Origin of the sequence: Halococcus salsus (assembly GCF_009900715.1) — an archaeon.
Classification (GTDB): domain Archaea; phylum Halobacteriota; class Halobacteria; order Halobacteriales; family Halococcaceae; genus Halococcus; species Halococcus salsus.
Genome location: NZ_JAAAJC010000002.1, coordinates 102,043 through 128,939, shown reverse-complemented (window position 1 = coordinate 128,939; position 26,897 = coordinate 102,043). Strand labels below are relative to the sequence as shown.

Annotated in this window: 26 protein-coding genes and 1 tRNA gene; 15 read left to right on the top strand and 12 right to left on the bottom strand. The window is 67.0% G+C overall.

The genetic code is table 11. The features are described from left to right. The first annotated feature begins 21 nt into the window (after window positions 1–21). Together GT355_RS07760 and GT355_RS07755 are read left to right on the top strand one after the other, a co-directional pair. Window positions 22–246 carry a DUF7123 family protein gene (locus GT355_RS07760; protein WP_160134134.1) on the top strand — a complete coding sequence of 75 codons (225 nt, stop codon included), beginning with the start codon at window positions 22–24 and terminating at the stop codon, window positions 244–246. 72 nt (window positions 247–318) lie between these two features. Continuing rightward, window positions 319–747, top strand: a complete 429-nt coding sequence (locus GT355_RS07755) for an SRPBCC family protein (RefSeq protein ID WP_120074587.1) — start codon at window positions 319–321, stop codon at window positions 745–747. 190 nt (window positions 748–937) lie between these two features. Here GT355_RS07755 and GT355_RS07750 read toward each other — a convergent pair whose 3' ends face one another. Continuing rightward, window positions 938–2,470, bottom strand: coding sequence for an aldehyde dehydrogenase family protein (locus GT355_RS07750; protein WP_160134133.1), 1,533 nt, complete (start codon window positions 2,468–2,470; stop codon window positions 938–940). A gap of 894 nt (window positions 2,471–3,364) precedes the next feature. Next, window positions 3,365–4,162, bottom strand: a complete 798-nt coding sequence (locus GT355_RS07745) for an RIO1 family regulatory kinase/ATPase domain-containing protein (protein WP_160134132.1) — start codon at window positions 4,160–4,162, stop codon at window positions 3,365–3,367. Window positions 4,163–4,303: 141 nt separating this feature from the next. Between GT355_RS07745 and GT355_RS07740 the strand changes: the two genes are divergently transcribed. From GT355_RS07740 to GT355_RS07715, 6 genes are read left to right on the top strand one after another with little or no spacing between them, the layout of a single operon-like run. Continuing rightward, window positions 4,304–4,567, top strand: a complete 264-nt coding sequence (locus GT355_RS07740) for an NADH-quinone oxidoreductase subunit J (protein ID WP_029601951.1) — start codon at window positions 4,304–4,306, stop codon at window positions 4,565–4,567. Continuing rightward, window positions 4,564–4,959 (top strand): NADH-quinone oxidoreductase subunit J, encoded by a 396-nt coding sequence (locus GT355_RS07735; protein ID WP_160134131.1) that lies wholly within the window; start codon window positions 4,564–4,566, stop codon window positions 4,957–4,959. Before GT355_RS07740 ends, GT355_RS07735 begins: the two co-directional genes overlap by 4 nt. Further along, entirely contained in the window at window positions 4,959–5,261 is a 303-nt protein-coding gene (gene nuoK / locus GT355_RS07730) for an NADH-quinone oxidoreductase subunit NuoK (protein ID WP_160134130.1), read from the top strand. The genes GT355_RS07735 and nuoK overlap by 1 nt, the downstream gene beginning before the upstream one ends. A 2-nt stretch (window positions 5,262–5,263) precedes the next feature. Beyond that, window positions 5,264–7,261, top strand: coding sequence for an NADH-quinone oxidoreductase subunit L (gene nuoL / locus GT355_RS07725; protein WP_160134129.1), 1,998 nt, complete (start codon window positions 5,264–5,266; stop codon window positions 7,259–7,261). After that, the gene (locus GT355_RS07720; protein ID WP_160134128.1) at window positions 7,262–8,782 is read left to right on the top strand and encodes a complex I subunit 4 family protein; all 1,521 of its coding nucleotides are present in this window, start codon (window positions 7,262–7,264) and stop codon (window positions 8,780–8,782) included. It begins immediately after the preceding gene. Next, complete coding sequence (locus GT355_RS07715; RefSeq protein ID WP_160134127.1) at window positions 8,783–10,258, top strand: NADH-quinone oxidoreductase subunit N; 1,476 nt, start codon at window positions 8,783–8,785, stop codon at window positions 10,256–10,258. A 294-nt stretch (window positions 10,259–10,552) separates the two neighbouring features. Here the strand turns inward: GT355_RS07715 and GT355_RS07710 are convergent, their stop codons facing one another. Both GT355_RS07710 and GT355_RS07705 read right to left on the bottom strand, forming a co-directional pair. Beyond that, the gene (locus GT355_RS07710; protein WP_160134126.1) at window positions 10,553–10,831 is read right to left on the bottom strand and encodes a UPF0058 family protein; all 279 of its coding nucleotides are present in this window, start codon (window positions 10,829–10,831) and stop codon (window positions 10,553–10,555) included. 85 nt (window positions 10,832–10,916) lie between these two features. Beyond that, window positions 10,917–11,132: a DUF7120 family protein gene (locus tag GT355_RS07705; RefSeq protein WP_007695659.1), complete on the bottom strand. Its 216-nt coding sequence runs from the start codon at window positions 11,130–11,132 to the stop codon at window positions 10,917–10,919. 240 nt (window positions 11,133–11,372) lie between these two features. Here GT355_RS07705 and GT355_RS07700 point away from each other — a divergent pair, with 240 nt between their 5' ends. From GT355_RS07700 to GT355_RS18460, 3 genes are read left to right on the top strand one after another with little or no spacing between them, the layout of a single operon-like run. After that, window positions 11,373–12,713, top strand: a complete 1,341-nt coding sequence (locus GT355_RS07700) for an isochorismate synthase (protein WP_160134125.1) — start codon at window positions 11,373–11,375, stop codon at window positions 12,711–12,713. Next, window positions 12,710–14,581 (top strand): 2-succinyl-5-enolpyruvyl-6-hydroxy-3-cyclohexene-1-carboxylic-acid synthase, encoded by a 1,872-nt coding sequence (gene menD / locus GT355_RS07695; RefSeq protein WP_240145756.1) that lies wholly within the window; start codon window positions 12,710–12,712, stop codon window positions 14,579–14,581. Before GT355_RS07700 ends, menD begins: the two co-directional genes overlap by 4 nt. Beyond that, a complete protein-coding gene (locus GT355_RS18460; RefSeq protein WP_255409221.1) occupies window positions 14,578–14,700 on the top strand; it encodes a hypothetical protein in 123 nt (40 codons plus the stop codon). Before menD ends, GT355_RS18460 begins: the two co-directional genes overlap by 4 nt. A 2-nt stretch (window positions 14,701–14,702) precedes the next feature. Here GT355_RS18460 and GT355_RS07690 read toward each other — a convergent pair whose 3' ends face one another. The 4 genes from GT355_RS07690 to GT355_RS07675 are packed head-to-tail and all read right to left on the bottom strand — an operon-like array spanning window position 14,703 to window position 18,062. Further along, complete coding sequence (locus tag GT355_RS07690) at window positions 14,703–15,380, bottom strand: ABC transporter permease (protein WP_160134124.1); 678 nt, start codon at window positions 15,378–15,380, stop codon at window positions 14,703–14,705. Further along, window positions 15,380–16,378 carry an ABC transporter ATP-binding protein gene (locus tag GT355_RS07685; RefSeq protein WP_160134123.1) on the bottom strand — a complete coding sequence of 333 codons (999 nt, stop codon included), beginning with the start codon at window positions 16,376–16,378 and terminating at the stop codon, window positions 15,380–15,382. The genes GT355_RS07690 and GT355_RS07685 overlap by 1 nt, the downstream gene beginning before the upstream one ends. Then, window positions 16,375–17,118, bottom strand: coding sequence for an ABC transporter permease (locus GT355_RS07680; protein ID WP_160134122.1), 744 nt, complete (start codon window positions 17,116–17,118; stop codon window positions 16,375–16,377). Before GT355_RS07680 ends, GT355_RS07685 begins: the two co-directional genes overlap by 4 nt. After that, window positions 17,115–18,062 (bottom strand): glycine betaine ABC transporter substrate-binding protein, encoded by a 948-nt coding sequence (locus GT355_RS07675; protein ID WP_160134121.1) that lies wholly within the window; start codon window positions 18,060–18,062, stop codon window positions 17,115–17,117. Before GT355_RS07675 ends, GT355_RS07680 begins: the two co-directional genes overlap by 4 nt. Window positions 18,063–18,346: 284 nt before the next feature. Here GT355_RS07675 and GT355_RS07670 point away from each other — a divergent pair, with 284 nt between their 5' ends. Beyond that, window positions 18,347–19,240 carry a 1,4-dihydroxy-2-naphthoyl-CoA synthase gene (locus GT355_RS07670; protein ID WP_160134120.1) on the top strand — a complete coding sequence of 298 codons (894 nt, stop codon included), beginning with the start codon at window positions 18,347–18,349 and terminating at the stop codon, window positions 19,238–19,240. 503 nt (window positions 19,241–19,743) lie between these two features. Then, window positions 19,744–19,817: transfer RNA gene (locus tag GT355_RS07665), tRNA-Lys, on the top strand. Between the two features lie 1,678 nt (window positions 19,818–21,495). Here the strand turns inward: GT355_RS07665 and GT355_RS07660 are convergent. Continuing rightward, window positions 21,496–22,041, bottom strand: coding sequence for a COX15/CtaA family protein (locus GT355_RS07660; protein WP_160134119.1), 546 nt, complete (start codon window positions 22,039–22,041; stop codon window positions 21,496–21,498). Between the two features lie 215 nt (window positions 22,042–22,256). On the opposite strand from GT355_RS07660, the gene GT355_RS07655 reads away from it, so the two are divergent. Next, the gene (locus tag GT355_RS07655; RefSeq protein WP_160134118.1) at window positions 22,257–24,743 is read left to right on the top strand and encodes a heavy metal translocating P-type ATPase; all 2,487 of its coding nucleotides are present in this window, start codon (window positions 22,257–22,259) and stop codon (window positions 24,741–24,743) included. A 47-nt stretch (window positions 24,744–24,790) separates the two neighbouring features. On the opposite strand, the gene GT355_RS07650 is transcribed toward GT355_RS07655, so the two are convergent. From GT355_RS07650 to GT355_RS07640, 3 genes are all read right to left on the bottom strand, one after another. Continuing rightward, window positions 24,791–24,952, bottom strand: coding sequence for a hypothetical protein (locus GT355_RS07650; RefSeq protein ID WP_158589389.1), 162 nt, complete (start codon window positions 24,950–24,952; stop codon window positions 24,791–24,793). Window positions 24,953–25,032: 80 nt separating this feature from the next. Next, window positions 25,033–25,431, bottom strand: coding sequence for a CBS domain-containing protein (locus tag GT355_RS07645; protein ID WP_160134117.1), 399 nt, complete (start codon window positions 25,429–25,431; stop codon window positions 25,033–25,035). A gap of 25 nt (window positions 25,432–25,456) precedes the next feature. Continuing rightward, the gene (locus tag GT355_RS07640; RefSeq protein WP_160134116.1) at window positions 25,457–25,657 is read right to left on the bottom strand and encodes a hypothetical protein; all 201 of its coding nucleotides are present in this window, start codon (window positions 25,655–25,657) and stop codon (window positions 25,457–25,459) included. A gap of 271 nt (window positions 25,658–25,928) precedes the next feature. Here GT355_RS07640 and GT355_RS07635 point away from each other — a divergent pair, with 271 nt between their 5' ends. Next, window positions 25,929–26,894 (top strand): cation diffusion facilitator family transporter, encoded by a 966-nt coding sequence (locus GT355_RS07635; protein ID WP_160134115.1) that lies wholly within the window; start codon window positions 25,929–25,931, stop codon window positions 26,892–26,894. Window positions 26,895–26,897 lie beyond the last annotated feature (3 nt).

Here is a 26,897-nt window from a genome sequence, read left to right as displayed (position 1 = left end):
ATCACGCCCGTATCGAGGGTAATGACCACCTACACCGACGAGGACCGGCGGATCCTCGCCTATCTCTACGACAGCGTCTCGCGGGGCGACCGGTACTTCCGCTCGAAGCAGATCGCCGACCAGCTCGGCCTCACCGCCAAGCAGGTCGGGGTCCGCCTCCCCCGGCTCGCCGAGGAATCCGAGGACATCGACATCGAGAAGTGGAGCCGGGCGAAGTCGACCACCTGGCGTGTCACCCTCGGGTAGTCCGGATTCTACCGCTTCGGTTCTCATCGCCGTCTTCGGCGGACTTTTACCCCGCGACCCACTATCCGTGCTATGACTGTTCGTGTCGAACGCACCTTCGAGATAGCCGCCCCGCCGGAACGCGTCTGGGAGTTCATCGCCGATCCAGGGAAACGCGCCCGCCCGATCAGCGTCGTGGACTCCTTCGAGGTGCACGACGACACCCGCGCCACTTGGCACCTCTCGCTGCCGCTGCCGCTCGTCAACCGGACCATCACCGTCGAAACCGAGGACACCGAGCGCGACCCGCCGAGCCACGTCGAGTTCGTCGGGCGGTCACGGGTGATGCGTGTCGTCGGCGAACACGACCTCGAAGCCGTCGGCGAGGGCACCCGGCTCACGAACCGTTTCACCGTTGAGGGGAAGCTCCCCGGCGTCGAGCGGTTCTTCGAGCGCAACCTCGACGGCGAACTCGACAACCTCGAAGCCGCGATCCGGCGCGAGAGCGAGATCGAGGTCTGAGACCGGGCCGCCGGTTCCGAAGCGAACCATTTATCCCGCGGACGACGGTAGGGAAAACCGCCGGAACGTGACGCTTTTCTCGTCACATGCCGGCACAAAGCGCCCACCGCACCCCACCCTCGTCCACTCGCTCCTCGTCCCCCCCCTTTCGTGCTCCGTTTTCGAGAACTGCTCTCCAGCCCCGTGTGACTCAGTCGTCGTCGGTCAGGATGTCCGCCGAGAGTCCCTGGGCCATCTCGATCCCGTCGGCGTTGTTGAGCGTCCACGCGGTGCGCTCGGTGACGGCCTCGATGACCTCCCGCGCGCTGGGATAGCCGTTGCCGGACTTCTTCACGCCGCCGAACGGGAGCTGGATCTCCGCGCCGATACACGGGAGGTTGCCGTAGGCCAGCCCGATCTCGGCGTTGTCGCGGAAGTAGTTGATCTCGCGGTAGTCCTCCGAGATGATCGCCCCCGCCAGCCCGTACTCGGTGTCGTTGTGGATCTCGACGGCTTTCTCGATGTCGCCCGCGTAGGGCATGAGCGCGACGTGGGGACCGAAGACCTCCTCCTTCGTGACCCGCAGGTCCGCCTCGTGGTCGGCCTCGTAGACGAACGGTCCGACCCAGTGGCCGTCCTCGTGGCCGTCGGGGATCTCGCTACTATCGAGTTCGGTCCGGTCGACCAGCACCTCGACGTCTTCCTCGTGTGCGAGGTCGTTGTAGCCCGTGACCTTCTCCTTGTGTTCGTCCTCGATCAGCGGCCCCATGAACGTCTCCTCGTTCAGGGGGTCGCCGACCGAGACGTTCTTCGCGGTCTCGACGAAGCGGTCCTTGAACTCGTCGTAGAGGTCCTCGTGGACGATGATCCGCTCGGCGGAGACACACCGCTGGCCCGTCGTCTTGAACGAACTCATCACCGCCGAGTGGACCGCGACGTCGAGGTCGGCCTCGCTCGTCACGACGATCCCGTTCTTGCCGCCCATCTCACACGCCGCGAGCTTGCCGGGCTCGCCACCGACCTTGCCGGCGATCTCGTGGCCGACCTCGGCCGATCCGGTGAACAGCACCGTCGCCACGCGCTCGTCCTCGACGATGGCCTCGCCGGCGTCGCCGTAGCCTTGGACCATGTTGAAGACGCCGTCCGGGATCCCCGTGCTCTCGAACATCTCGGCGATGATCTGGCCGCACCACGGGGTCTGCTCGGCGGGTTTCCACACCACGGTGTTGCCCTCGACCAGCGAGACCGCCATGTGCCAGAAGGGGATCGCGACCGGGAAGTTCCACGGCGTGATGCAGCCGACCACGCCCCTCGGTTTCCGGCGCATGTAGGCGTCCTTACCCGCGATCTCCGAGGGGACGACGTCGCCGTGGGGACGGCGGGCGTCGGCGGCGGCCCACTCGACCATGTCCCAGGCCTCGTTGACGTCGGCCTTCCCCTCCGAGATCTCCTTGCCGCACTCCTTGGTGACGACCTCGCCGAGCTCCTCGTGGCGCTCCTTGAGTTCGTTGTAGATCTCCCAGAGGTACTCGGCCCGGTCGGTGTACGAGAGCGCGGCCCACTCCTCGAAGGCGTCGTCGGCGGCCGCGAGCGCGCGGTCGACGTCCGCGTCGGTGCCCCGGTGGAACTCGCCGAGCGTCTCGCCCGTCGCCGGGTTCGTGCTCTCGAAGGTCTCCTCGCCGGTCCTCTCGGTCCACTCGCCGTCGATGTACTGCTCGAACGGCTCCGCGACTTGTTGACTCATACGGCAAGAATTGCGCGGCCGGGGTACAAAAACACCGCGCTGTGTGGGTCAGGCGGCCTCGGCGCTCGCACGGCCGGTGAACGGACGGCGATCCGCCCGGCCCATCACGCGCTCCCTTCGGCCTCGATATACGATTCGAGCGCTTCGACCACTCCCGCAACCACGCTTCCCCGAAGCCGCCCCTGAACGCCTCCCGTTTGGTCGTGCTCGATCGTCCCGGCCGTTCACGGGGAGACGTAGCTCGTCCTAGCGGTTGACCCCCCAGTCACTCGCGGCGAGCCGCTAACTGCTCGGGCATGTGGGTCGCGCAACGATACGAGCGTCCGTAGTCGACAGCCGTGATATGATGACGTTTGAGTTGACACATCGTACAAAACTTTTTGCTCTAGCAAGGCAGAAACAAATTGCGGACGATGTGCCAGTCCCGTGAAATCATTGAATGCCTCTGTAACTCGCCTCAGCGGGTTATTGGACCTGTTCTGTTTGCTATTGCAGCGGTTGGCTTCTTTTATCTCAGCGTAACTGAAGTTTCAGGCTCTGCTGATTTAACAGATACTGGTCCATTACTGTTCTTTGTTGCTGGCTGTCTGTTTCTTGTTGTGCTTCTCATGACAGCCCTCAGCCGTGGATAGACTGGGCAGCAATATGATTTCAGATATTAATTTACTATCCCACCGGCCCTAATGTTTCTCTTTGTGGGCTTTCAACTGTATGTTTCAGTAGTTACTGCAACACTCGTCCTCCGTCTGGTATGATACAGAAACAGGCATTGTCTAGTTGAGGGCGTTTGAGAACAGAGAAGGTCGTAGCGAGAGCTGGTTATGGTACTCGGAGACCTGCTCAGAAAGACGTTGAACGTGGATATGATGTGCTTCGGGAGAAACGAGACGTGTGCTACGCCGCGCGTTTTTCGATCTCGCCCCGGAGGAGCGCGGCGTCGAAGTCGTGGTCCGGGCGCATGTCGATGAAGCTCACGAAGTCGCGGGCCGCGAGGAGGTCGTCGGTCGCGTAGTGGTGCGCGGCGGCGTCGACCGCCCTGCGCGCGCCGATCGTGGGTTCGAGCGCCGCGAGGCCGCACGCGAGGTCGTACGCCCGGGCGTCGGCGGCCCCGGATCCACGGAGGCTGGTCGCGTCGATGAAGTAGAGCTCCCCGTCGGCCACGAGGACGTTCTCCGCCCGGAGGTCGCCGTGGCCGAGACCCGCATCGTGCATCCGGGCCAGCGCCGCGAAGAACTCCGGGGCGACCTCCCGCACTTCGGCCGGCGGGAGGTCCCCGATGGTCCGGAACTCGGGGAGGTACTCGAGCACGAGCACGCCGAACTCGCCGTGGGCGAACGCTTCGAGGGGTTCGGGTGCGTTGAGCCCGATCTCGCGGATCCGTCGGGTGGCGCTGAGTTCGTGTTCGGCCATCTCGACGGGGTTCGCGAAGCGCTCGAAGAAGCCCTCGGTGCCGCTCGAGAACATCCCCAGGTTCCGGCCGGTGGTGAAGAGGCCGTGGACCAGCGCGTTCCGCGGGCTGAGGACCTTCACGAACCAGCGGTCGTTGACCACGCAGGGCGTCGAGAGCCAGTTGTCGGTCTCGAGGAAGACGACGCGCGCGACCCGCTGGTCGTACCGGGCCGCGACCTCGCGACAGACGGCTTCGAGGGCCGACCACTCCACCCGCCCGCGAACGAATCGACGAAAGGCCACACCGGCACGAGGGTCTCGCCCCATTTGAGTCCGTCCCCACGCGTGTCGACGCTCGCCGTCGGCTGTCGTCCGTCTCGGGTAGTTCCGTGATCGTTTCTCGAAACCTTCAAACATCATCCCATACGAGGATGCACAATGGCCATCCCGTACGAGACGGTCGCGTTCGCGCTGTTCGCGCTCGTCACGGTTCTCAGTGCCCTCGGCGTCGTCCTGATGGAGGACGTCTGGCACTCCGCGTTGATGCTCGGGGCGGCGCTGTTGAGCGTCGCCATCCACTACATCATGATGAGCGCGGAGTTCCTCGCCGCGATGCAGATCCTGGTCTACGTCGGTGGCGTGTTGATCCTGATCTCGTTCGCCGTGATGCTCACCCGCACCGACGACGCGACGGAGGCGACCTCGTGACCACCCGTCCCCACCTCAAGATCGGCCGGCATCTCTTGCCCGGCCTCGTCGCGGTCGCACTGTTCGTCGTGCTCGCCGTGACCGTTCTCACCGAGTCGTTCCCCGCCCCCGCGGGCTTTCCGGGGGGTGGGTCGATCACCGCCTCGATCGGCTACGCCCTGTTCAACTTCGACGCGGGAGCCTACCCTGCCGAGGGCTTCCTCGCGACGTTCATCATCATCGCGCTCGTCCTCGACGTCGCCCTCGACGCCGCGGTGATGCTCGCGAAGACCGAAGCCGACGGCCGGATCGCCGGCGCGCTCCGGTTCCGGACAGACCCCGACGAGCCGGGCGACGCCGACGAACGGGACCCCCAGCGCTCGCCGGTCCGCCCCGACGGGGGTGAGGACTGATGGTCCCCGTCGAATACTACCTCCTGCTCTCTGCGGGGCTGTTCTGTATCGGGCTCTTCGGTATCCTCACCCGCCGGAACGCCCTGCTGTACCTGATGTGCGTCGAGCTCATGCTCACCGCGGGCAACGTCAACCTCGTCGCCTTCTCGTTCCAACACGGCAACCTCACCGGCCAGGTGTTCAGCCTGTTCGTGATCGCGCTCGCGGCGGCGGAGGTCGCCGTCGGCATCGGCATCGTGCTCGTACTCTACCGTAACTTCCGTGGCGTCGACGTCACCGAAGCAACGACCATGAGGTGGTAACAATGGCGGCACTCGACTACGCACCCGCGATAGCGGTCCTCCCGCTCGTCTCGTTCGTGATCGCGCTGTTCGCCGGCCGCGTCCTCCCGAAGAAGGGCGCGCTCGCCGGCATCATCGCCACCGCCGGCTCGCTGGTCCTCTCGGCGTGGACCGCGCTCGCGGTCGCCGGCGGCGCGACGGTCAACACCCGGCTCTACACCTTCGCCGCCACCGGCGGGTTCGACCTCCATCTGGGGGTCCTGATCGACCCGCTCGCGGCACTGATGCTCCTCATCGTCTCGCTGGTCTCCTTCCTCGTCCACGTCTTCAGCCTCGGCTTCATGAACGACGAGAACGAGACCGGCATTCCGCGCTACTACGCCGGGCTCGGTCTCTTCACTGCGAGCATGCTCGGCTTCGTGATGGCCGACAACCTGTTCATGGCGTTCATGTTCTTCGAGATGGTCGGCTTCTGCTCGTGGCTCCTGATCGGCCACTGGTTCAAGCGCGACGCGCCCGCGAGCGCCGCGAAGAAGGCCTTCCTCGTCACGCGCTTCGGGGACTACTTCCTCCTCGTCGGCCTCGTCGGGATCCTCGCCACCTTCGGGACGGCCTCGTTCGCCGGGCAGGGGAGCTTCCCGGCGCTCGCCGAAGCCGCGCTGTCGGGGAACCTGGTCGGGCTCACCACCTTCGGACTCTCGCCCGCCGGTTGGTTCTCGATACTCGGCCTGCTCGTTCTCGGCGGGGTCATCGGCAAGTCCGCCCAGTTCCCGCTCCACACCTGGCTCCCCGACGCGATGGAGGGCCCCACGCCGGTCTCGGCGCTTATCCACGCCGCGACGATGGTGGCCGCCGGGGTCTACCTCGTCGCCCGGATGTACGGCTTCTACGCGCTCCTGCCGACGGTGCTCGCGGTCATCGCGTTCGTCGGCGGTTTTACCGCCCTCTTCGCGGCGTCGATGGCCGTCGTCAAACGCGACATCAAGCAGGTGCTCGCCTACTCCACCATCTCGCAGTACGGCTACATGACCCTCGCGCTCGGCGCGGGCGGCTACACCGCCGCGGTCTTCCACCTCATGACCCACGCCTTCTTCAAGGCGCTGCTGTTCCTCGGGGCCGGCTCGGTGATCATCGCGACCCACCACACCCAGGACATGTGGGACCTCGGCGGGCTCAAGGACCGTCTACCCACGACCTACTGGACCTTCGTGGCAGCCTCGCTCGCGCTCGCGGGGATCTTCCCGTTCGCGGGCTTCTGGTCGAAGGACGAGGTGCTCTACGAGGCGCTCTCGGCGGGGCTGAGTTCGCCCGTGCTCCTCGTCGCCTACGCCTTCGGGCTGATCGCAGTGTTCGTCACCGGCTTCTATACGATCCGGATGGTTCTGCTCACGTTCCACGGCGAGCCGCGGAGCGACGCCGCCCGGAACGCCCACGGCGTCGGCTGGAGCGTGAAGGCCCCGCTCGTGGTGCTCGGCGTGCTCGCGGTCGTCGCCGGCTTCGTCAACATGCTGCCCGTCGCCGAGGCCCTGAACCTCGACATCACGTACCTCGAACACTGGCTCGCTCACGGTGTCGGGAACGCCACCGGCGAGCACTACTACGAACTCGTCGAGGAGTTCGCCGGCTACGGTGCGTCGGTGTCGTCGCTGCTCGCCGCGGTCGTCTCGCTGGTGGTCGCGCTCGCCGGCGCGGGACTCGCCTACGCCCTCTACAGCGGTCGTTCCCCGCGGTCCCACACCGACCGCCTCGGCGCGCTCAAACCCCTCCTCATGCACAACTACTACCAGGACGAGTACCAGGTCTGGCTCGCGAACGGCACCGCCCGCGTCGCCCGCGCGGTCAGCACCTTCGACAACGGCGTCGTCGACGGCGTCGTCAACGGCGTATCGAGCATCAGCCTCCTCTCCGGGGACCGCATCAAACGCCTCCAGACGGGGGTCGTCACCAACTACGCCGCGCTGCTCTCGCTCGGGCTCGTGGTCCTACTGGTGGCCTTCGGCCTGCTCGGGGGGTGGTTCTGAGTGCTGATCGAACTCCTGATCGCGCTTTGTCTCCTCGGCGCGCTGGTCGTCTTCCTCCTGCCGGACGAGTACGCGCCGTTCGGCGGGTTCGTCGCGAGCCTCTTCCCGCTGGTGACGAGCTTCGTCCTCTGGTACGGCTTCGACGGCTCGGGCAACGCCTTCCTCCAGGGTGGCCAGCTCGCCTACGAGACGAACGTCGAGTGGATCTCACTCGGCCAGTACGCCGTGAACTGGCACGTCGGTCTCGACGGCATCAGCATGCCGCTCGTAGTGCTCTCGACGGTCCTCACCAGCCTCGCCATCGTCACCGGCTGGACGCCGATCGACCGCCAGCGCTCGGGCTTCTACGCGCTTCTCCTCTTCCTCGAAGCAGGGCTGATCGGCGTGTTCAGCACGCTGGACTTCTTCGCCTTCCTCGTGTTCTGGGAGGCGGTGCTCGTCCCGGTCTACCTCCTCATCACGGTCTGGGGCGGCCCCCGGCGGGAGTACGCCGCGATCAAGTTCTTCGTCTACACCAATATCGCCACCCTCGTGATGTTCATCGGGTTCACGGCGCTGGTGTTCGGTCTCGGGGACTCGGTGACGAGCCTCGACCTCCCCGCGATCACGCAGGCGCTCCGCGCGGGTGAGCTCGGGGCGCTCGGCGGCGTCGGTGCGGGACCCCTCCGGCTCGCGGCGTTCGCTGCGATGTTCTTCGGGTTCGGGATGAAGATGGCGGTGGTGCCCTTCCACACTTGGCTCCCCGACGCGTACACCGAGTCGCCGACCCCGGTGACGGTGGTGCTCGCAGGCGTCGTCACGAAGATGGGGACCTACGCCATGCTCCGGTTCAACTTCACGATGCTGCCCGACATCGTCGAGCAGTACGCCCAGGTGATCGCGCTGTTCGCGGTCGTCACCGTGATCTACGGGGCGCTGTTGGCGCTCTCACAGCACGACCTGAAGCGGATCGTGGCCTACTCCTCGCTCCCCTCGATGGGCTTCGTCCTCTTGGGGCTCGTCGCCTACACGCCCTACGGCCTCTCGGGCGCGACCTTCCAGATGGTCTCGCACGGCCTGCTCTCGGGGCTGCTGTTCGCCTGCGTCGGCGTGATCTACAGCGCGACCGGCACCCGGATGGTCGGCGACATGGCGGGGCTCGCGGACCGGATGCCGGTCACCGCGGCGGCGTTCGTCGCGGGCTGTTTCGGCTACATGGGTCTGCCCTTCATGTCCGGCTTCATGGGCGAGTACTTCATCTTCCAGGGTGCGTTCGATTCGTTCCCCGGATCCCCCATATTCACCGCGGTCGCGATGTTCGGCATCGTGCTCGTGGCGGGCTACCTGCTCTTCGCGATGCAGCGGGCGCTGTTCGGCGAGTTCCGGGTCGACGGGGACTCGACGGTCCGACGGGCGGCGGTCCACGACCTCGCGCCGCTCGTGGTGCTCGTCGCGTGCGTGATCGTGCTCGGCAGTGCGCCCTCGCTGGTCTTCTCGATGATCGCGGATGCGGTCGGTCCGCTTCTGGGAGGTGGGCTGTAGATGGCTCCCCTCCCCGACTGGGTCGGCCTCGCGCCTGCACTCGCGCTCACGTTCACGGCGCTCGTGGTGTTCGTCATCGACACCGTCAAGCCGCGCTCGAACGACCGGGCGCTGCTGGCGGGCACGACGCTCCTCGGGACGGTGGCCGCGCTCGCCGCCGCCGGCGCGGTCCTCGTCTCCGGGATGGCGAGCGGTGAGGGATTGACCCTCTTCGGCGGCCAGCTCGTCGTCGACGGGATGAGCCTGTTCTTCAGCGTGATCTTCGCGAGCGTCGCGGCGCTCGTCACGCTCGCGAGCTACGACTACCTCGCCGGCCAGTCCGAACAGGCCGAGTACTACGCGCTCGTTCTGCTCGCGACCGCCGGGATGTGTCTGCTCGCGAGCTCGGCCAGCCTCGCCACGGCGTTCGTGAGCTTCGAACTCCTCTCGCTCGCCTCGTACGCGCTCGTTGCGTTCTTAAAGGACAACGAGGGCAGCGTCGAGGCGAGCCTGAAGTACTTCCTCGTCGGGGCGGTCTCCTCGGCGATACTGCTCTACGGCATCAGCCTGATCTACGGCGTCACCGGCGGACTCCTGTTCGACACCGTGGCCGAGAACGTCGTCGACACGCCCCACACCGGGCTGCTCGGCGTCGGCGTGCTGATGGTGCTCGGCGGGTTCGCGTTCAAGACCGCGAGCGTGCCCTTCCACTTCTGGGCCCCCGAGGCTTACGAGGGCGCGCCGACGCCGATCTCGGCGTTCCTCTCGTCGGGGTCGAAGGCCGCGGGCTTCGTCGTCGCCTTCCGGGTCTTCACGGTCGCGTTCGGCTTCGACATCCTCACCGACGTGGACTGGGTGCTCGCCTTCCAGGTGCTCGCGGTGGTGACGATGACGGTCGGGAACTTCGCCGCCGCGACCCAGGAGAACGTCAAGCGGATGCTGGCGTACTCCTCGGTCGGCCAGGCGGGCTACGTCCTCATCGCGCTCGCGGCCCTCGGTGGCGGCAGCGACGCCCTCGTGCTCGGGATGGGGATGAGCCACCTGCTGGTCTACGGCTTCATGAACACCGGTGCGTTCCTGTTCGTCGCGCTGGCCGAACGCTGGGGCGTCGGGCGGACCTTCGAGGACTACGCGGGCCTCGGGTCGAAGGCCCCGGTGGCCTGTGCGGCGATGACGGTGTTCATGCTGAGCCTCGCCGGGATCCCGCTCGGGGCCGGGTTCTTCTCGAAGTACTTCCTCTTCGGCGCGGCGGTCGACGCGGGCTACTGGTGGCTCGCCGCCGTCGGGGTCGTCAACAGCGCGCTGTCGCTCTACTACTACACCCGCGTGCTCCGGGCCATCTGGGGTGGCGACGCGAACGAGAGCCTCAGGATCGAGAGCTATCCGGTGGGGCTCTACACCGCCGTGGTCGCCGCCGCCGTCGTCACGGTGCTCCTGATCCCCGCCTTCGGCTTCGTCACCGGACCCGCCGTGGACGCCGCCTCGGCGCTGTTCTAACGACTGTTTTCTCGATTTTCGTTTCCCGAGGTAGAGGCTGCGCGAGCACCGCGGCCGCGGTGCGGTCGTGGTGCGACGCTGTCGCGGAGAAGGTTGCGTAGCCTGGTGGATGAAGGGCGAGACCGCGAGCGAAGCAAGCGGTCGAGGGCTTCGGCGGAGGCGGTGTTGTGCGGAGCCGTTAGTGATTGTACTGCGAGCGAACGGAGTGAGCGAGCAGCCTTTTTAGTCCAGGTTTTTGGGCGGGGGTTGAGCGAGCCGACGGCGAGCGATGCCCCCGTCGAAAAAAGTGGGGCGTTACAGCTTGCGTTCGGCGTCGGAGGCGAGTTCGCGCATCCGCTTGCCGATCCGACCGGCGTCGGAGAACTCGTCGTCGCTCATGGCCTCGGCGAGCGCGTTGCCGAGGATGAAGACGGCGTGTTTGTGCTCGCTTTTGGACTTGTGGACGTCGTCGGGGGTGACGCCGAGCTTCTCGTAGGTCTCGAACAGCTCGGGGTCGACGTCGTCGCGGTTGTTGACGAACTCCGTGATGTTCACCATCTGCTCGTGGAGTTCGAGGAGTTCTTCCTTGTGCATGTTCGGCGGAAACGGGAGCGGTCGGTTTAACAGTTCTCCCCGCGGTGCGGGCGTCGGACGAGCGGTCCCGGCCCGGAGCGGCGGGTCAGAAGACGTACTCGTCGTCGTGGCCCATCATGCCGTCGTCTTCGAGCCCCGGTTCGTCCTCGTCGTCCATCGGGCCGCTCGTCTGGTAGGCACGCATTCCGGCCGAGAGGAGGTCCTCGACGGCTTCCTGCCGATTGAGGAACTCACCCTCCTCCACCATTCGTGCGATCTGCATTTCGAGCTGCTCGGGGACGGTTATCTCTACCTTGGCCATCGGAACACGTCGGGCTTCGGCAGAGGGGTATTTAACGCTGACGGCAAGATCGCTTGCCGCTGTGGGAACTCTCGGAACGGCTTTCGAGAAGAATTATTTTCGGATCGTTCGATCCCGGTTCGATGTCGGGTCGCGTTCGCCCGGGTCCGCTCGACGCCCGCCGGGTTCGCGACCCGGGGTCGTTCGCGCTCGATATCCCCGAAGGACACGCTCAAGAACCCGCCGCTCGAACCGTTCGTAATGGCACAGGCAGGAAACGAGGCCCGTCCATCAGGGGTCGATGGCGGCCGGCTGGTGAGCCGAACCCGCGAGGTGGCCGACCGCTCGTTCCGTGCGTTTCTGGAGACCGCGTCGGTGCCACGGGTGGCGTGGGCGACCCCCGACGGGCTCGAACTCGCCGGTGGCGGCGCGGCGGCGGTCGTCAGCGCCGAGGGGGACGACCGGTTCGACTCGCTCCGCGAGGACGCGGCACGGCTGTTCGAGACCGTCGACGCGACGGGGCCGCCCGCGGCCCGCCCGCGCGTCGTCGGCGGCATCGCGTTCGACGCGGACCACGCTCCCGCCCCGCCGTGGGAGGGCTTCCCCGCGGCGGAGTTCTTTCTCCCCGAAGTGCAACTCACGAGGGCCGACGGCCGGACGTGGTTGAGCGTCACCGAGTACGGGCCCGACGCCACCCCCGAGGCGGTCGAGGAACGCCTCGACGAACGGGCGGGATCGGTCGCCGACCTCCCGATGATGTCGCCGAGCGGCGGTCCGCCCGGCGTCGCCGCCACGCGCCGGACGACCACGAAAGCCGAGTGGACCGCCGGCGTCGAACGCGCCGTCGAGCGGATCCGAACCGGCGACCTCCGGAAGGTGGTGCTCGCCACCGCGCTGGCGGCCGACCTCGAAACCGAGATCGACCTCCCCGCGGTGCTCGAACGGTTCCGGCGGACCTACCCCGAGTGTTATCGGTTCCTCGTTCAGCCGACCGCCGACGCCGGTTTCTTCGGTCCGCCACCCGAGCGGCTCGTCCGGATGACCGGCTCCCGGGTCGAGACCGAGGCGCTCGCGGGGTCCGCCGAGCGCGGCGACACCCCCGAAGACGACGCCGACCTCGCGGCGGGGCTCGAAACCGACGCGAAGACCGTCCACGAGCAGGCCCTGGTCGCCGAGGCGATCGCCGACCGGCTCGCGCCGCTGGGCGACGTCACGGTCGGCGAGCGCCGGGTCGCGGCGTTCGCGAACATCCAGCACCTCCGGACGCCGATCACCGCCGAGCTCCACGAGGAGACCCACGTCCTCGACGTGGTCGAGGCGCTCCACCCGACCCCCGCCGTCGGTGGGTTGCCGCTGGAGCGCGCGCGCGAGGTGATCGACGAGACCGAGACCTTCGACCGCGGTTGGTACGCAGCGCCGGTCGGCTGGTTCGACGCCGCGGGCGACGGCGAGTTCGCGGTCGGGCTTCGGTCGGCGGTCGCGGGCGGGCGTCGCGCCACCCTCTTCGCGGGCGACGGCATCGTCGCGGATTCGGACCCCGACGCGGAGTGGGCCGAGCTCGGCCCGAAGTTCCGGCCCGTGCTCGACGAACTCGAACGATGAGCCGCGACGATGATGGTGGGGACGGCTCACCCCGTGGACCGCCGTGGCCGAACCGTAACACGCTCTGGGGCCACGCTGTCGCCGACGAGTTCGCGAAAGAGGGCGTGTCCGCGGTCTGTATCGCGCCCGGCAGTCGCTCGACACCACTGACGGTGGCGTTCGCCGACCACCCCGGCATCGAGGTCTTCAGTCACCTCGACGAGCGCTCGGCGGCTTTCTTCGCGCTCGGCCGGGCGAAGCGCACCGGCGAGCCCACGCCCGTGCTCTCGACCTCGGGCACCGCGACCGCGAACTTCCACCCCGCCGTCGTCGAGGCGAACCAGGCCCGAGTCCCACTGGTCGTGCTGACCGCCGACCGCCCGCCCGAACTCCGCGAGAGCGGCGCGAACCAGACCGTGGACCAGGTCAAACTCTACGGCGGGGCGGTCCGGTGGTACCATGAACTCCCCGAACCCGAGGCCGACGGCCGAAAGCTCCGCTCGGTTCGGGTGGCGGTCGCGCGCGCGTTCGCGACGAGCCGGGGGACTCCACCCGGTCCGGTCCACCTCAACGTCCCCTTCGAGAAACCACTCGAACCGGTCTCCGTTCCCGACGACGTGCCCGACGGCTTCGAGCGCGACGAGCCGCTCGCCGCGACCGGCCGCGACGGACCGTTCGTCGGGGTCGAGGCGGGCCGGCCAGCGCTCGACGACGGCTCCCTCGAACGGGTAGCCGACGCGCTTGCGGTCGAGCGCGGGCTCGTCGTCGCGGGGCCGAGCACGACCCTCGACGCCGATGCAGTGACGGAGTTCGCCACCGCAACGGGGTTCCCGGTGCTCGCGGACCCGCTCTCGGGGCTCCGATTCGACGCACAGCTCGCGGATCGCGACGTGCCCATCTGTGGCGGCTACGACTCGTACCTCGACGCACCGAACTGGCCGGCCCCCGAGGTCGTGGTCCGGTTGGGCGCGTCGCCGACCTCGAAGGTGCTCCGTGGGTTCCTCCGGGAGGCGGTCCGCGAGTCGGGAACCCGCCAGTTCGTCGTCGACCCCGCCGGTGAGTGGCGCGAGGCGACCTTCACCGCGGACCACCTCCTCGTGACCGACCCGAACCGGCTCGCGCGCGACCTCGCGTCGCTGGTCGAGACGACGGGGAGCGAGCGGTGGCGCGAGCGCTTCGCCGCGGCCGAACGGGAGTACTGGGAACTCGTCGATACGGCCCACGACGAGCGGTTCTTCGAGGGCACGGTGCTCCGGGACGCGCTCGCCGACGCGCCGGCCCCCGCGACGGTGTTCGTCTCGAACTCGATGACGGTTCGCGACGCCGACCGCTTCGCCGAACCACGCGACGCCGACCTCACGGTGCTCGGGAATCGCGGCGCGAGCGGCATCGACGGCATCGTCTCGTCGGCGCTCGGGGCCGGGAGTGCGACCGACGACCCGCTGGTCTGCGTGCTGGGGGATCTGGCCTACTACCACGACATGAACGGGCTGCTGGCGCTCTCGCGGTGTGGCGTCGACGCCACCGTCGTGCTCGTGAACAACGACGGTGGCGGGATCTTCCGGATGCTCCCGATCGCCGACTTCGAACCGCCGTTCACCGACCAGTTCCGAACCCCACACGGACTGGACTTCGCGCCGACGGCCGACCTCTACGGCGTCGAGTTCGTCCGGACCGACGACCGCGAGGCGTTCCGGGACGCCTACCGCGCCTCGCTCGGAAGTCCGGGAACCCAGGTCGTCGAGGTTCGCTTCGATGCCGAGGACAGCCACCGCTTCCGGGAGACGGTCCACGACCGGGTCTGCGACGCCTTCGGGGGAGTGAACCCGTCGGGTGTGGCGCTCGACACCGACAAGGCTTCGCGTCCGGGCTCCGTAGAGCGTCCATGAGCCTGCTCTCGAAACTCCTCGGTGCGAACTGGCGGTGTCAGGCCTGTGGGACGGAGTACTACCGGAACCCCTCGTCCTGTGGCAACTGCGGCAACACCGTCTTCGAGCGGGCGAACTGAGCTCAGGCCGCCGCGGCGGCCGACTGGCCGGCCCCCGAGTCGTTCCCGAGCCGTCGTTCGACCAGCGCGAGCGCGCCGTCGAGCGCGATGGCGAGCGCCGCGCCCGCGAACGCCCCCGCGAGGATGCGCGGGGTGTCGAAGAGCTGGATACCGCCGATGGCCCAGACCCCGAGCCCGCCGCCGCTGATGAAGTACGCGAGGTAGGCCGTCCCCACGTTGAGAACGGTACTCGTCCGGATCCCGCCGAAGATCACGGGCAGCGCGAGCGGGAGCTGGACCTTGCGGAGGATCTCCCAGTCGGTCATCCCCATCCCGCGGGCGGCGTCGACGGTGTTCTCGTCGACGTTCTCGATCCCCGCGATGGTGTTCGTGAGGATCGGGAGCAGCGCGTAGATGAATAGCCCCACGACCGCGGGCACGAAGCCGATCCCGAGGATCGGCAACATTAAGGCGATGATCGCGAGCGTGGGGACCGTCTGGGCGACGTTGCCGACCGGTTCGACCACGCGTTTGACCCGGTCGTTGCGCGCCGCGAGGATCCCGAACGGCACGGCGATGAGGATCGCCACGGCCTCCGAGACGAACACGAGTTCGACGTGTCTGGTGAAGAGACCGACGAACGCGTCCCAGTTGGTCACGAAGAACGTCCACGTGGCCACGAGAACGTCGAGCACCCCCATCAGGCGGGCCCCGTCTGGCGGTCCCTGATGGCGGCCTCGGTGACGATACCGACGACGTCGGCGTCCTCGACGACCGGCAGCGCCTCGACGCCGGCCTGGATACAGCGCGAGAGCGCGACCTGTGCGGTGTCGCTCGGCGAGACCGGGATGATCTCACCGCCGTCGGCCATCACGGCGTCGTCCGACTGGAAGGCGTCGACCACCGCCGCGTGTTCGTCGGGTATCTCGGCCGCCATGACCTCCTCGACCCGGAGCACGCGGAGCCGCTTGAGGGTTCGATCCGGGCCGATGAACTCCTCGACGAACTTCGTCTTCGGGTTGTCGAGCAGCGCCGTCGGGGTGTCGTACTGGACGACCTTGCCCTCGTTCATCACCGCGATCTTGTCGCCCATCTTCAGCGCCTCGTTGATGTCGTGGGTCACGAAGACGATCGTGGTGTCGATCTCCTTTTGGATGTCGAGGAACTCGTCCTGGAGCTCCTCGCGGGTGATCGGGTCGAGCGCGCCGAAGGGTTCGTCCATCAGCATGACGTCGGGACCCGCCGCGAGCGCGCGGGCGACGCCGACGCGCTGTTGCTGGCCGCCCGAGAGCTCGCCGGGATAGCTGTCGCGGAACTCCTCCGGGGGCAGCCCCATGAGTTCGAGGAGTTCGTCGACCCGGTCGGCGGTGCGGTCGGTTTCCCAGCCCTTGAGATCGGGCACCGTGGCGACGTTCTCGCCGACGGTCATGTGGTCGAACAGCCCGATGTCCTGGATCACGTAGCCGATCTCCCGCCGGAGGTCGGTGGCTTCGAGGTCCTCGATGTCGGTGCCGTCGTAATATATCGTGCCCTCGGTGGGTTCTTCGAGGCGGTTGACCAGCCGCATCGTGGTGGTCTTCCCACAGCCGGAGGGGCCGACCAGCACCGTGGTGGTGCCCTCCTCGACCTCGAAGTCGTGGCCGTCCACCGCGCGCGTTCCGTCGGGATACTGTTTGTGTACGTTGTCGAATCGGATCATGTGAGTCGTGTGCGGACCGCGGTGAGTGTTCGTGTGACGATCGTCGGCTCTATCTCCTCGCCGTTGCGGAGCCGGAGGCCCTCCTCGATGACCCCGAAGGCGTAGTCGAACGCCAGCGCGAGCAGCGAGACGAGCACCGTGGCGACCACGATCATCGGGGTGTCGGTCTGGGAGATGCCGTAGAAGATCCGGCCACCGAGCCCGCCCGCCCCGATGAACGCCCCGATGGCGAGCAGCCCGACGAGGATCACGACGGCGTTCCTGATGCCCGTCATCACGACGGGCAGCGCCACCGGCAGCCGGATGCGCCGCAGGCGCTCGAAGCGCGTCATCCCGAGCCCGGTTCCGGACTCGATCGCGGCGGCGTCGACCTCGGTCAGCCCGACGTAGGTGTTCCGGATGATCGGGAGCTGGGCGTAGACCACGAGTGCGGCGATCGTCGGCGGGTTGCCGATCCCGAGCACCGGAACCAGCATGCCGAACAGCGCGATCGCCGGGAGCGTCAGCAGGATGCTCGCGGCCCAGAGCACGACCGTCGCCAGCCGGTCGTAGTAGCTGCTGAGGACACCGAACCCGATCGCGATCGGCAACGCGATCGCGAGCGTGATCAGGGTGAGCACGACGTGCTCGTAGGTGAGCCGCAACAGCCGTCCCGCGTTGTCCACCGCGTAGTCGACGAACGGACCGAGAAAGAGCGGGTCGGCGAACACCGGATCGGCAACCGTCGGGTCGGGGATCACAGCAGTCCCTCCGACTGGAGGTAGTCACGTGCGACCCGCTGGGGGTCCTCGTTCTGGAGCGAGACCCGCCCGTTGAGGCGCATGATCTCGTCGGTGGTGAGGGTCGGACCGATCTGGTTCAACGGCTTTCGCATCTCGGGGTTGGCCTCGATCGCCTCGCCGTTGACCAGCGGCGCGGGGTTGTACGCCGGGAAGAACCCCTCGTCGTCGTCGATCGTCGCGAGGTTGAACTTCCGGATGTTGGGGTTCGTGCTGAAGCCCACGCCGACGTCGGCCCCGCCACGGCCGATGACCTGGTAGGTCAGGGAGTTGCCGACGTTCCGGACGTTGAGCGAGGAGGCGGCGTCCGCGAAGCCGTAGTGCTCGACCAAGCCGGGCCAGCCGTCGGGGCGGGACTGGAACTGCGGTCCCATCACGACCCCGAAACCGGTGTTGCCGTTGGAGACGTACTTCGCGAAGTCGCTCATCGTCTTCACACCAGTTCTCTTGGCCCACTCGGAGCTCGCGATCAGGATGTAGGTGTTGTTGAAGGGGGCCCGACGGAGGAACGCGAGCCCGTGTTCGCGCTTCATCTGGCGTTTCACCGCCGTGTAGAGTTTCCCCGGGTCGGCGATCACCCGGTCTTTGATCGGCGGGATCGTAGTCCACCCGCCGCCGGTGTAGAGCCAGAACATCGACACCTCGCCGCTGTTGACCGCTCGAAAGTTCATCGGGGTGCCGCCGAGCGCCGTCTCGTCGAGTACCGTGAGGTCGGTGTTCGCCCGCAACGACTCGATCGCCATGTAGCTCAACAGGATGCTCTCGGGAAACCGCGCCGAGCTCACCTTCACGGTGCCCGCCTGAGTGGCACCCAGCACGCCGGCACAGCCCGCGAGCCCGGTCGTCCCGAGCGTCGCCGCGGTCGCGCCCCCGTATCGAAGGAGGTTACGTCGGGTGGTTTTCACGGGTGATTCTTGCGGTCCGGGGGCTGTCACGTCCGACGGACGGCGGTCGGATGGACTGCTCCCCGGTTCGACGCGTGTGATGGTCCATGAGGAAGCCACCGAAGCATACGTTTACCCACTGATACCTTCCGTGCTTGCACGTGCCAACCCCTCTGAACGAGAGCCGCACTGCCGGGGTAGTGAACCCGCTGCCGGATCCCGACCCGAACCCGGGTCCGTTCACGTGACGTTACCGGCGACCGGTCGAGCGACGAAGTTTTTTCGGCCAGCCGAGATGGTTGCGTATGGTTTCGGACCTGTTCGACGCCGACCGCTGGACGCCGGTCGAGGGATTCGACTTCGACGACCTCACGTACCACCGCGCGACCGATTCCGGTACCGTCCGGATCGCCTTCGACCGTCCCGCGGTCCGCAACGCCTTCAGACCGAAGACCGTCGACGAGCTCGCGACCGCGCTCGACCACGCCAAACGCCAGACCGACGTCGGTTGTGTGCTCCTTACCGGCAACGGCCCATCGCCGAAAGACGGCGGCTGGGCCTTCTGCTCGGGCGGTGACCAGTCCGTCCGTGGGGGGTCGGGCTACGAGTACGACGAGGACGACGAGTCGGACGGCGGGAGCCGAACCGGCCGGCTCCACATCCTCGAAGTCCAGCGCGCGATCCGCCACCTCCCGAAACCCGTCGTCTGCGTGGTGCCGGGCTGGGCGGTCGGCGGCGGTCACTCCCTCCACGTGGTCTGTGACCTCACCATCGCGAGCGAGGAGCACGCGCAGTTCCTCCAGACCGATCCGGACGTCGCGAGCTACGACGCGGGGTTCGGCTCGGCCTACCTCGCCAAGCAGATCGGCCAGAAGAAGGCGCGCGAGGTGTTCTTCCTCGGGAAGACCTACTCTGCTCCCGAGGCCGCCGAGATGGGGATGGTCAACGAGGCGGTGCCACACGAGGAGCTCGAAACAGTAGCTCTGGAGTGGGCCGAGACCATCAATTCGAAGTCGCCGACCGCGATGCGGATGCTCAAGTACGGCTTCAACCTCGCCGACGACGGCATGGTGGGCCAACAGGTCTTCGCGGGCGAGGCGACCAGGTTGGGATACATGACCGACGAGGCCCGCGAGGGCCGCGAGGCGTTCATGGAGGGCCGCGACCCCGACTTCTCCGACGTGCCGTGGTACTACTAGAAACCCCCACCTTTTGCTGCGCTCGCCTTCGGCTCGCTGGCAAAATGTGGATCAAAAGCGCGTCGGGTTCCCGTCGGTCACCCTCGCGCCCGCTCGCTCACTTCGTTCGCTCGCGGTGCAATCACTAACGTCACCGTTCCGCAACCGCACGGCACCCCCTCCGCTCCGCCGAAGCCCTCGCCAGCGAGGCGCGAGCGAAGCGACGCGCCTCGATGCGAACGGGGAGGGGGCCGTGGCCGACCACTGGGAGGTGGTTCGAAAGACGCTTCGCGTCTTTCGTCATCACGAGAGAGCTTCGCTCTCTCGAACGACCACGAGGCGAACGGTGAACGAAGTGAACCGTGAGCGGAGCGACCCGTGAGCCGTGCGCCTCGCCCTTCATCCACCAGGTCGCGCGACCGTACCGCCTCCGCACCGCGGCCGCGGACCGCGCCGTCCCGCGGCCGCGGCAGCCCGACCGAAGGAAAACGTATTTCACCCGGCCGGAGTAACTCGAAATCACAGGGCCGGTAGCTCAGTTAGGGAGAGCATCTGACTCTTAATCAGACGGTCGAGGGTTCAAATCCCTTCCGGCCCGTGGAACGAGCCGATGAGCGACGCGAATCGGCGAGTGAACCGGCCGGAGGATTTGAATCAGGAAGTGATCCGAACGAAGTGAGCGGAACGACCGTGGTTCAAATCCCTTCCGGCCCGTATGGATCGAGGAACTGCACGGCGCAGTTCCTCGTCATCACGAAAACCTTCGATTTTCGAGGACAACGAGCCGACGAGCGACGCGAATCGGCGAGTGACTTCCGCTACTCCTTTCGAGTCACCTCGTTCGCACCACAACCCTCGTAGGACCTCCTCCCATCGGAATCAACTCGTATCCGTTGTTCCGAACCGCGAGGTCCGATAGACCTCGGCTGTCACCCGTATGATCCGCCGGTTTGCGCGACGACGTGCTTCGATGTGAGCGCTCCTCCCGTCCCGCCCGTTACCTTGCCGTTGAAAGCCAGCCACACAACCGTCGACGGAGCCAAAAATCACGTATGGCGAAGACGAACGTTGGCAGCGGTGTCGTAGAGTACTGCAAGTTGTGTGGCGAAGCGGCGATGGACATCGTGGACGGGACGTGCACGAGCTGTCGGTAGTTCCCCCGAACACGCCTTATTCCGAATCTCGGTGTGAGTTAGAGCGGCGATAGAACCACCGAAGGCGAACTTCGTCGTCCTCGATGGATCCACGTCATCGCTTCGCGGTTCATCGGCATCGGCATCGTCAGTCGACGAGCGATGGCGTCGACCGAGCACCGGCCGGTTTGGTCGGTGCATCGACTCCTCTTGGACCCGATTGTGCTCGTGCTAACCATCGGATTCGCCCGCCCACACAAAGCTTATTACGGAATAGCAGTGACGTTGATATAGGACCGATACGGGGACTCCGTTGCCTGGCATCACCTGTAACACTTCCCCTCCGGTCCTACCTTCCCTCCCCCCCCGTTTTCCCTCACGAAGAGCGGCAGCTAAGCGGTCGATGTGAATGACGTATCGGGCTTCTACTGGCTGGTTCTCCGACAGTGATAGCAGGTTCCGTTGCCGACGTAGGGGTCCGGCATCCCCTTTCCACACCGGTCGCAGGTTTTCACGCTCCGTTCCCGTCCACTCGTCCCATCGTCCCGTTGCATTGGCATCACCCACTTGCATGATCATGGGTATCGTTTATAACATTACTGCAAACCTTCGTCGGCTGACTCGTAAAAACACGACGTTCGTCCCGTGAGGAAATCGGATCGATGCCTACCACGTTCACAGAACACCATTCACGCGGACGACTTCGTCCCCTTCACAAGGGGAGTGGACGTTCGGTCCGAAGCGTCCTCTCCTCCACCAAGTGACCGACGACGGTCTCCAACGCCGGGAGGATATGTTAGAACAGAACGATTTGGTATCATTTCACAAGGCCTATAAAAGTCGCCCCGCTGTCACTGGTACTGGTCAACGGACCAGTCCGGGAAACTCGAGAGCAGGGTGATGCCACGCAACGGGGTTTCCCCTTTTTGCGAACCCCTCTCCCGAGCACCGAACGATTCGTGAGTTACGATACTGAGGCTTGTGGTAACGCACAGTACGGTGGGGGCGAACAACTATCCCGTCGCCGTCGCGTTTTAAATCGAAACCGCGACCGACCCCTGGTAGTGTGGCCGTCGAACGGAATCGTCGGCGCTGCGAGCCGGGTCGACTCGCGGCCCGATGAACTCGGTTTCCCGTCGCGAGTCAGTGGACGTGGCCGGTGTGTCGTCGCGACCGCCGTCCGCGCGACCACCAGGTGATCCCCGTGGCGACGGCCAGCGCGCCGAGCACGAGGTACGAGACCACGAGGTGGATGGCGACGAGGGTCGTCGCGGGATCTGGGACGCCGGTGACGACGCCGAGGTAGGCCTCGAAGGGCAGGAGCGCGGTTGCGAGGGTGATCGTCCACGTCGTGAGCGTGTAGCCCTCGACGCGCCACCACGCGAGGGCCGTCGCGGCGAGCATCACGAGGCCGGTGACGAACGCGACGGCACGATGAAACCACTCGGCGTAGACCTGGGTCGCGGTGTAGCCCGTCGACTGCGCCGCGCCGGGGTCGAGCATGGGAACCAGCGAGCCGGCACACATCGGGAACGCCTCGCCGCAGGACATCCAACCCCGGATCGCCACCGAGTACATCCCGAAGCCCATCAACAGTACCGTGCCCACGAGCGAGAGCGTCACGAGATAGCGGAGGAGCCGGGCCGGCCACCGCCCGCCGGCCGCGGCGTCCGCGGGTTCGTTGGCCATTCGTCCGCCGGTACCCGTTCCGCGACCCTCACCTTTTCGAAAGCGCGAGCGTACCGCGGGTACCGTGGAGGGGGTAACCGCAACCGATACCCGTCCGCGGACCCCAGTTCTCCCATGCACGCTGGACCGGGACCGTGGGGTGAACGCCGACTACGACAGCGGGTCCACACCGCCCGCCGCTCCGTGCGCGACCGCCGAAGCGCGGGGACGACCCAGTGACCGAGTGTACGCTGTGCGGGTCGCCGGTCGGCGACGACCCCGCGACCGCAGCCGACGTCGACGGGGTCTTCTGCTGTGAGGGTTGTCTCGCGACCTTCCAACGGCTCGACGAGACCGAGGACGTCTCCGCCGAGGACCTCCACGAGCACGGCCACGACCATCACGCCCACCACGAACACGGGTCGGACCACGAGCACTCGGAGGGGAGCGAGACGGCCTTCCTCTCGGTCGACGGGATGCACTGTTCGACCTGCGAGTCGTTCATCGAGACCAGCGCGACCGAGACCGACGGGATCAACGACGCCCAGGCCAGCTACGCGACCGACATGGTCCGGCTGGACTACGATCCGTCGACGATCGACAGAGGGGGGCTGATCGACGCGGTCAGCAAGCTCGGCTACCACGCCAGCGACCCCGACGAGGAGGACGAGGGGGCCGAGGAGCGCTTTGAGTTCGGCCGCCTCCGTCTGGTCTTCGGCGGGCTGGCGGCGATGGCGGTGATGATGTTCTACGCCGCCTTCCTCTATCCCGTCTACCTCGGCTACTACCCCGAGAGCTTCCTCTCGGGCACCAGCGCCAGCCTGATCGCGTTCGTGCCGGTCTTCTTCGGGAGCACCATCGTGCTCTTCGGCGTCGGCTTCCCGATCCTCCGGGGGGCCTACGTCAGCCTCAAAGTCCGACAGCCGAACATGGACGTGCTGATAGCCTTCGCGGTGCTCGCGGCCTACGTCTACTCGGTGTTCGCGCTCGCGTTCCTCGACACCACCCACGTCTACTTCGACGTCTCGACGATGGTGATCGTGGTGGTGAGCATCGGCAACCACATCGAGGCCCGGTTCAAGCGCCGCGCGCTCGGCGACCTCTCGGCGCTCACCGAGTCCAGGATCACCGAGGCGCGCGTGCTCACCGACGAGGGCCACCACGACGTCGCGCTCGAATCCCTCTCGCCCGGCGACCGTGTGCTCGTCAAACCCGGCGAGCGCGTCCCGATCGACGGGACGGTCGTCGAGGGGCAGGCCGCGATCGACGAGTCGCTCGTCACCGGTGAATCCGTACCAGTCTCGAAGGGCCTCGGCGAGGAGGTCGTCGGCGGGTCGGTGGTGACCGACAACGCGATCGAGATCGAGGTCGGCGAGGAGGCCACCAGCACGTTCGACAGGCTCGTCGAACTCATCTGGAACGTCCAGAGTTCGGACTCGGGCGCGACGCGGCTCGCCGACCGCGTCGCGAGCGTCTTCGTGCCCGTGGTGGTCACGATCGCGACGCTCGCGACCGTCGGCTGGCTTTTGACCGGCGCATCCATCGGCCAGGCGATCCTGATCGGGGTCTCGGTCCTCGTGGTGTCCTGTCCGTGTTCGCTCGGGCTCGCGACCCCGCTCGCGATCGTCTCGGGCGTTCGCGAGGCCGCCGAACGCCGGATCACGGTGCTCAACGCCACCGTGCTCGAACGGATCACTGATACCGAGATCGTGGCGTTCGACAAGACCGGCACCCTCACGACGGGCGAGATGTCGCTCGACGGCGTGCGTGGCGACGACCCCGACGAACTCCTCGCGCGCGCGGCGGCGGTCGAGAGCCGGTCGAGCCACCCGGTCGCCGAGGCCATCGTGGCCGCCGACCGCGACCGTGGGAGCGATGCAACCGCTCGCACGGTCACCGACTTCGAGAGCCACGCCCGCGGCGTGGCGGCGACCGTCGACGGCGAGCGCGTCGTCGTCGGACATCCGGGCTTCGTTCGCGAGTCGGGCTACGCGGTCCCCGAGCCCATCGACGAGCAGGTCCGGGAGACGCGGTCAGACGGTTTCCTCGCGACGCTCGTCGCGTGGGACGACGAGGCGAAGGGGGTCCTTCAGGTGGGGGACACCCCGCGTGCGGACTGGGCAGAGGTGGTCTCGTCGATCGCCGAGGAAGGTCCCCGGGTGGTGGTGCTCACGGGCGACGACCGCGAGATCGCCGAGCGGTTCTCGGGCCACCCCGACGTCTCCGAGGTCTTCGCCGGCGTGCCACCGGAGGCCAAGGAGGCGGTGGTGGGTCGGCTCCGCGAGGAGGGCACGACGACGATGGTCGGCGACGGCACCAACGACGCGCCGGCGCTCGCGGCGGCGGATCTGGGGATCGCGATGGCCAACGGGACCGAACTCGCGATCGACGCCGCCGACGCCGTGGTCTCCGGCGACAGCCTCCGGCCGATCCCGGCCTTCTTCGCGGTCGCGCGCGGGACGCGCCGCCGGCTCCGGACCAACCTGGGGTGGGCGTTCTGCTACAACCTGGTCGCCATCCCGCTCGCGGTGGCCGGCCTCGTCAACCCGCTGATCGCCGCGGCCGCGATGGCGGTGAGCTCGCTGGTCGTGGTCACGAACTCCGCCCGCGGGATGGGCATCGACCCGCTCCCCGACGACCCGACCCCCGACTCGCGACCGTCGATCGCGCCCGCGGAGGGCGGCTCACCGCGGGCGACCGACGGCGGCACCCGCGAGGTCTGAAGACCGGAAAAGAGTACCAGTCCCGACGGGACCGCTCTCGTCGGCGTTCAGGATCCGTTGGCGATCCGGTCGGTACGTTCGAACTCGCACATCGGACATATCTCGGCGATATCGGCGTCGAACAACAGTCCGTGAACCCGACACTTCCGGACCTCCCCGACCTCGATGTTCTCGCTGGAACCAACACGTTCGTCCATGAGGGAACCCATACCCAGGACTCCGAAGCACGGGGGCATAAGCTTTCCCCGAACGGGCGTAGCGGGTCGAGGTCGATGGGTCCCGATAGCTGTCAGTTCTCGACGATCTCGGTGCGGTAGCGGGGGAGGTAGTACGCGAGGTCGGTGGTCGTGACCACGCCGACGAGGTCGCCGTCGTCGACCACGGGGAGTCGCTTGATCCCGTGGTCCTGCATCCGCTCGGCGGCCGCGGCGATGTGAGCCCCGCTCTCGACCACCACCACCGGGGTGGTCATGACCGACGAGACCGGCAGCCCCGGATCGCGGTGCTCGGCGACGAGCACGACGATGTCGGACTCGACGACGATCCCCGCTATCCCGTCGTCCCCGACCACGACGAGCGAGCCGACCGCACGGTCGCGGAGGCGTTCGGCGGCCTCGGCAGCCGTCGCCGTGGCCTCGATGGTCGAGGCGGGTGCGGTCATGACCTCGGCAACGAGGGTTTCGATCATCCGAGAGCGCGGCGCACGAACGTCGTCATCTGTCGGCGTCCCGGAGCGCGTCCCCGATGTGGTCGCCGAGCGCGTCGAGCTGGGCGGCGTCGAGCGTGTGGACCGTCGTCGTCGGGGTGTCCCCGCGCCCGGTCTCGATCCTGAGTTCGAACTCGCCCGGCCAGACCTCCGTCACCGCGGTTCGACACGTGGTCCCGACGTCGCTGGCTCCCGAAGCAGTTCCCATGTGTACTCGCTCGACCGACGTCGCGTATCTATCTTCCCCTAATACACGATATATTCATTGCAGATGATTTCAGGAAACGAATATCCACTACTGAGGAATTTCGGTTCCGAAGATCAACCACACAGCCGTATCCGGCGATCTATTCAAGCGACGAACGACCAGATGCGCCCAACTTTTTGCTAACAGAACGTCGAATTTTTATCAACGATAAATACCGAAACCCGGTTTGATGGCAGTAGATTTAATATGACGTCGAGTTCTACCTCCTTCCATGTCCAACGGGTCGTCACACGCCAGCGGCTCGTCGACCGGCGGCGGGGCCGGACACGATGACCACGGGCACGACCACAGCCACGGACACGGCCACGGCGACGACGCCAGCACTCGAACACTCGCGCTCGTCGCCGGTATCAACGTCGTCGGGTTCGTCGCCGAACTCGCCGGTGGGCTGCTGTTCGGCTCCGTCGCGCTCCTGAGCGACGCGGTCCACATGCTGTTCGACGCGCTCGCGTACGTGATGGCGTTCGCCGCCTCCCACGTCGCCACGAACGCCGAGACGTCCGACCGCTGGTCGTTCGGCCTCCACCGCCTCGAACCCCTCTCGGCGTTCGTCAACGGCGCGCTCCTCGTCCCGATGGTGGTCTTCATCGTCTACGAGGCCGTCCAGCGCTTCATCGACCCCGTCGGCATCGCGACCGGTCCCACGCTCCTCATCGCGGGGTTCGGTCTGGCGGTGAACCTCGGGTCGGTGCTCGTGCTCGAAGGCGGCGAGATGAGCCTCAACGAGCGCGGTGCGTTCTATCACCTCCTGGGCGACGCCGGCGGTTCCGTCGCGGTGATCGTCTCGGTGCTCGCGGTCGAGTACACTGGGGTGAGCGTCATCGACCCCATCACCGCCGGCCTGATCGCGCTCGTGGTGCTCTGGAGCGCCGGCAAACTCCTCCGCGGCAGCGGCGCGATCTTCCTCCACCGGACCCCGTTCGACAGCGAGGCGGTCCGGACGGCGATCGCCGAGGTCGACGGTGTCACCGGCGTGACGGACCTCCACGCCTGGCAGGTCTGCTCGCAGATCACGGTCGCCACGACCCACGTCGAGACCGCGGTGGAGGGCGTCGACCGCGAATCGGTGACCCGGCAGGTCCACGACGTGCTGGCCGAGGCGGGCGTCGACCACGCCACGGTCGAGTGCTGTCCCGCGAACACCCACCACCCCCACCTCACCGCCCACGACCACTGACCG

Excerpts from the sequence above, each read along its gene's own strand:
- GT355_RS07670 (WP_160134120.1), top strand. The coding sequence starts at position 18,347 with ATGGTTTCGGACCTGTTCGACGCCGACCGCTGGACGCCGGTCGAGGGA.
- GT355_RS07640 (WP_160134116.1), bottom strand. The coding sequence starts at position 25,657 with ATGGGAACTGCTTCGGGAGCCAGCGACGTCGGGACCACGTGTCGAACC.
- GT355_RS07645 (WP_160134117.1), bottom strand. The coding sequence starts at position 25,431 with ATGATCGAAACCCTCGTTGCCGAGGTCATGACCGCACCCGCCTCGACC.
- nuoK (WP_160134130.1), top strand. The coding sequence starts at position 4,959 with ATGGTCCCCGTCGAATACTACCTCCTGCTCTCTGCGGGGCTGTTCTGT.
- GT355_RS07710 (WP_160134126.1), bottom strand. The coding sequence starts at position 10,831 with ATGCACAAGGAAGAACTCCTCGAACTCCACGAGCAGATGGTGAACATC.
- GT355_RS18460 (WP_255409221.1), top strand. The coding sequence starts at position 14,578 with ATGAGCCTGCTCTCGAAACTCCTCGGTGCGAACTGGCGGTGTCAGGCC.
- menD (WP_240145756.1), top strand. The coding sequence starts at position 12,710 with ATGAGCCGCGACGATGATGGTGGGGACGGCTCACCCCGTGGACCGCCG.
- GT355_RS07750 (WP_160134133.1), bottom strand. The coding sequence starts at position 2,470 with ATGAGTCAACAAGTCGCGGAGCCGTTCGAGCAGTACATCGACGGCGAG.
- GT355_RS07690 (WP_160134124.1), bottom strand. The coding sequence starts at position 15,380 with ATGGGGGTGCTCGACGTTCTCGTGGCCACGTGGACGTTCTTCGTGACC.
- nuoL (WP_160134129.1), top strand. The coding sequence starts at position 5,264 with ATGGCGGCACTCGACTACGCACCCGCGATAGCGGTCCTCCCGCTCGTC.
- GT355_RS07685 (WP_160134123.1), bottom strand. The coding sequence starts at position 16,378 with ATGATCCGATTCGACAACGTACACAAACAGTATCCCGACGGAACGCGC.
- GT355_RS07650 (WP_158589389.1), bottom strand. The coding sequence starts at position 24,952 with ATGGGTTCCCTCATGGACGAACGTGTTGGTTCCAGCGAGAACATCGAG.
- GT355_RS07715 (WP_160134127.1), top strand. The coding sequence starts at position 8,783 with ATGGCTCCCCTCCCCGACTGGGTCGGCCTCGCGCCTGCACTCGCGCTC.
- GT355_RS07755 (WP_120074587.1), top strand. The coding sequence starts at position 319 with ATGACTGTTCGTGTCGAACGCACCTTCGAGATAGCCGCCCCGCCGGAA.
- GT355_RS07700 (WP_160134125.1), top strand. The coding sequence starts at position 11,373 with ATGGCACAGGCAGGAAACGAGGCCCGTCCATCAGGGGTCGATGGCGGC.
- GT355_RS07705 (WP_007695659.1), bottom strand. The coding sequence starts at position 11,132 with ATGGCCAAGGTAGAGATAACCGTCCCCGAGCAGCTCGAAATGCAGATC.
- GT355_RS07635 (WP_160134115.1), top strand. The coding sequence starts at position 25,929 with ATGTCCAACGGGTCGTCACACGCCAGCGGCTCGTCGACCGGCGGCGGG.
- GT355_RS07660 (WP_160134119.1), bottom strand. The coding sequence starts at position 22,041 with ATGGCCAACGAACCCGCGGACGCCGCGGCCGGCGGGCGGTGGCCGGCC.
- GT355_RS07760 (WP_160134134.1), top strand. The coding sequence starts at position 22 with ATGACCACCTACACCGACGAGGACCGGCGGATCCTCGCCTATCTCTAC.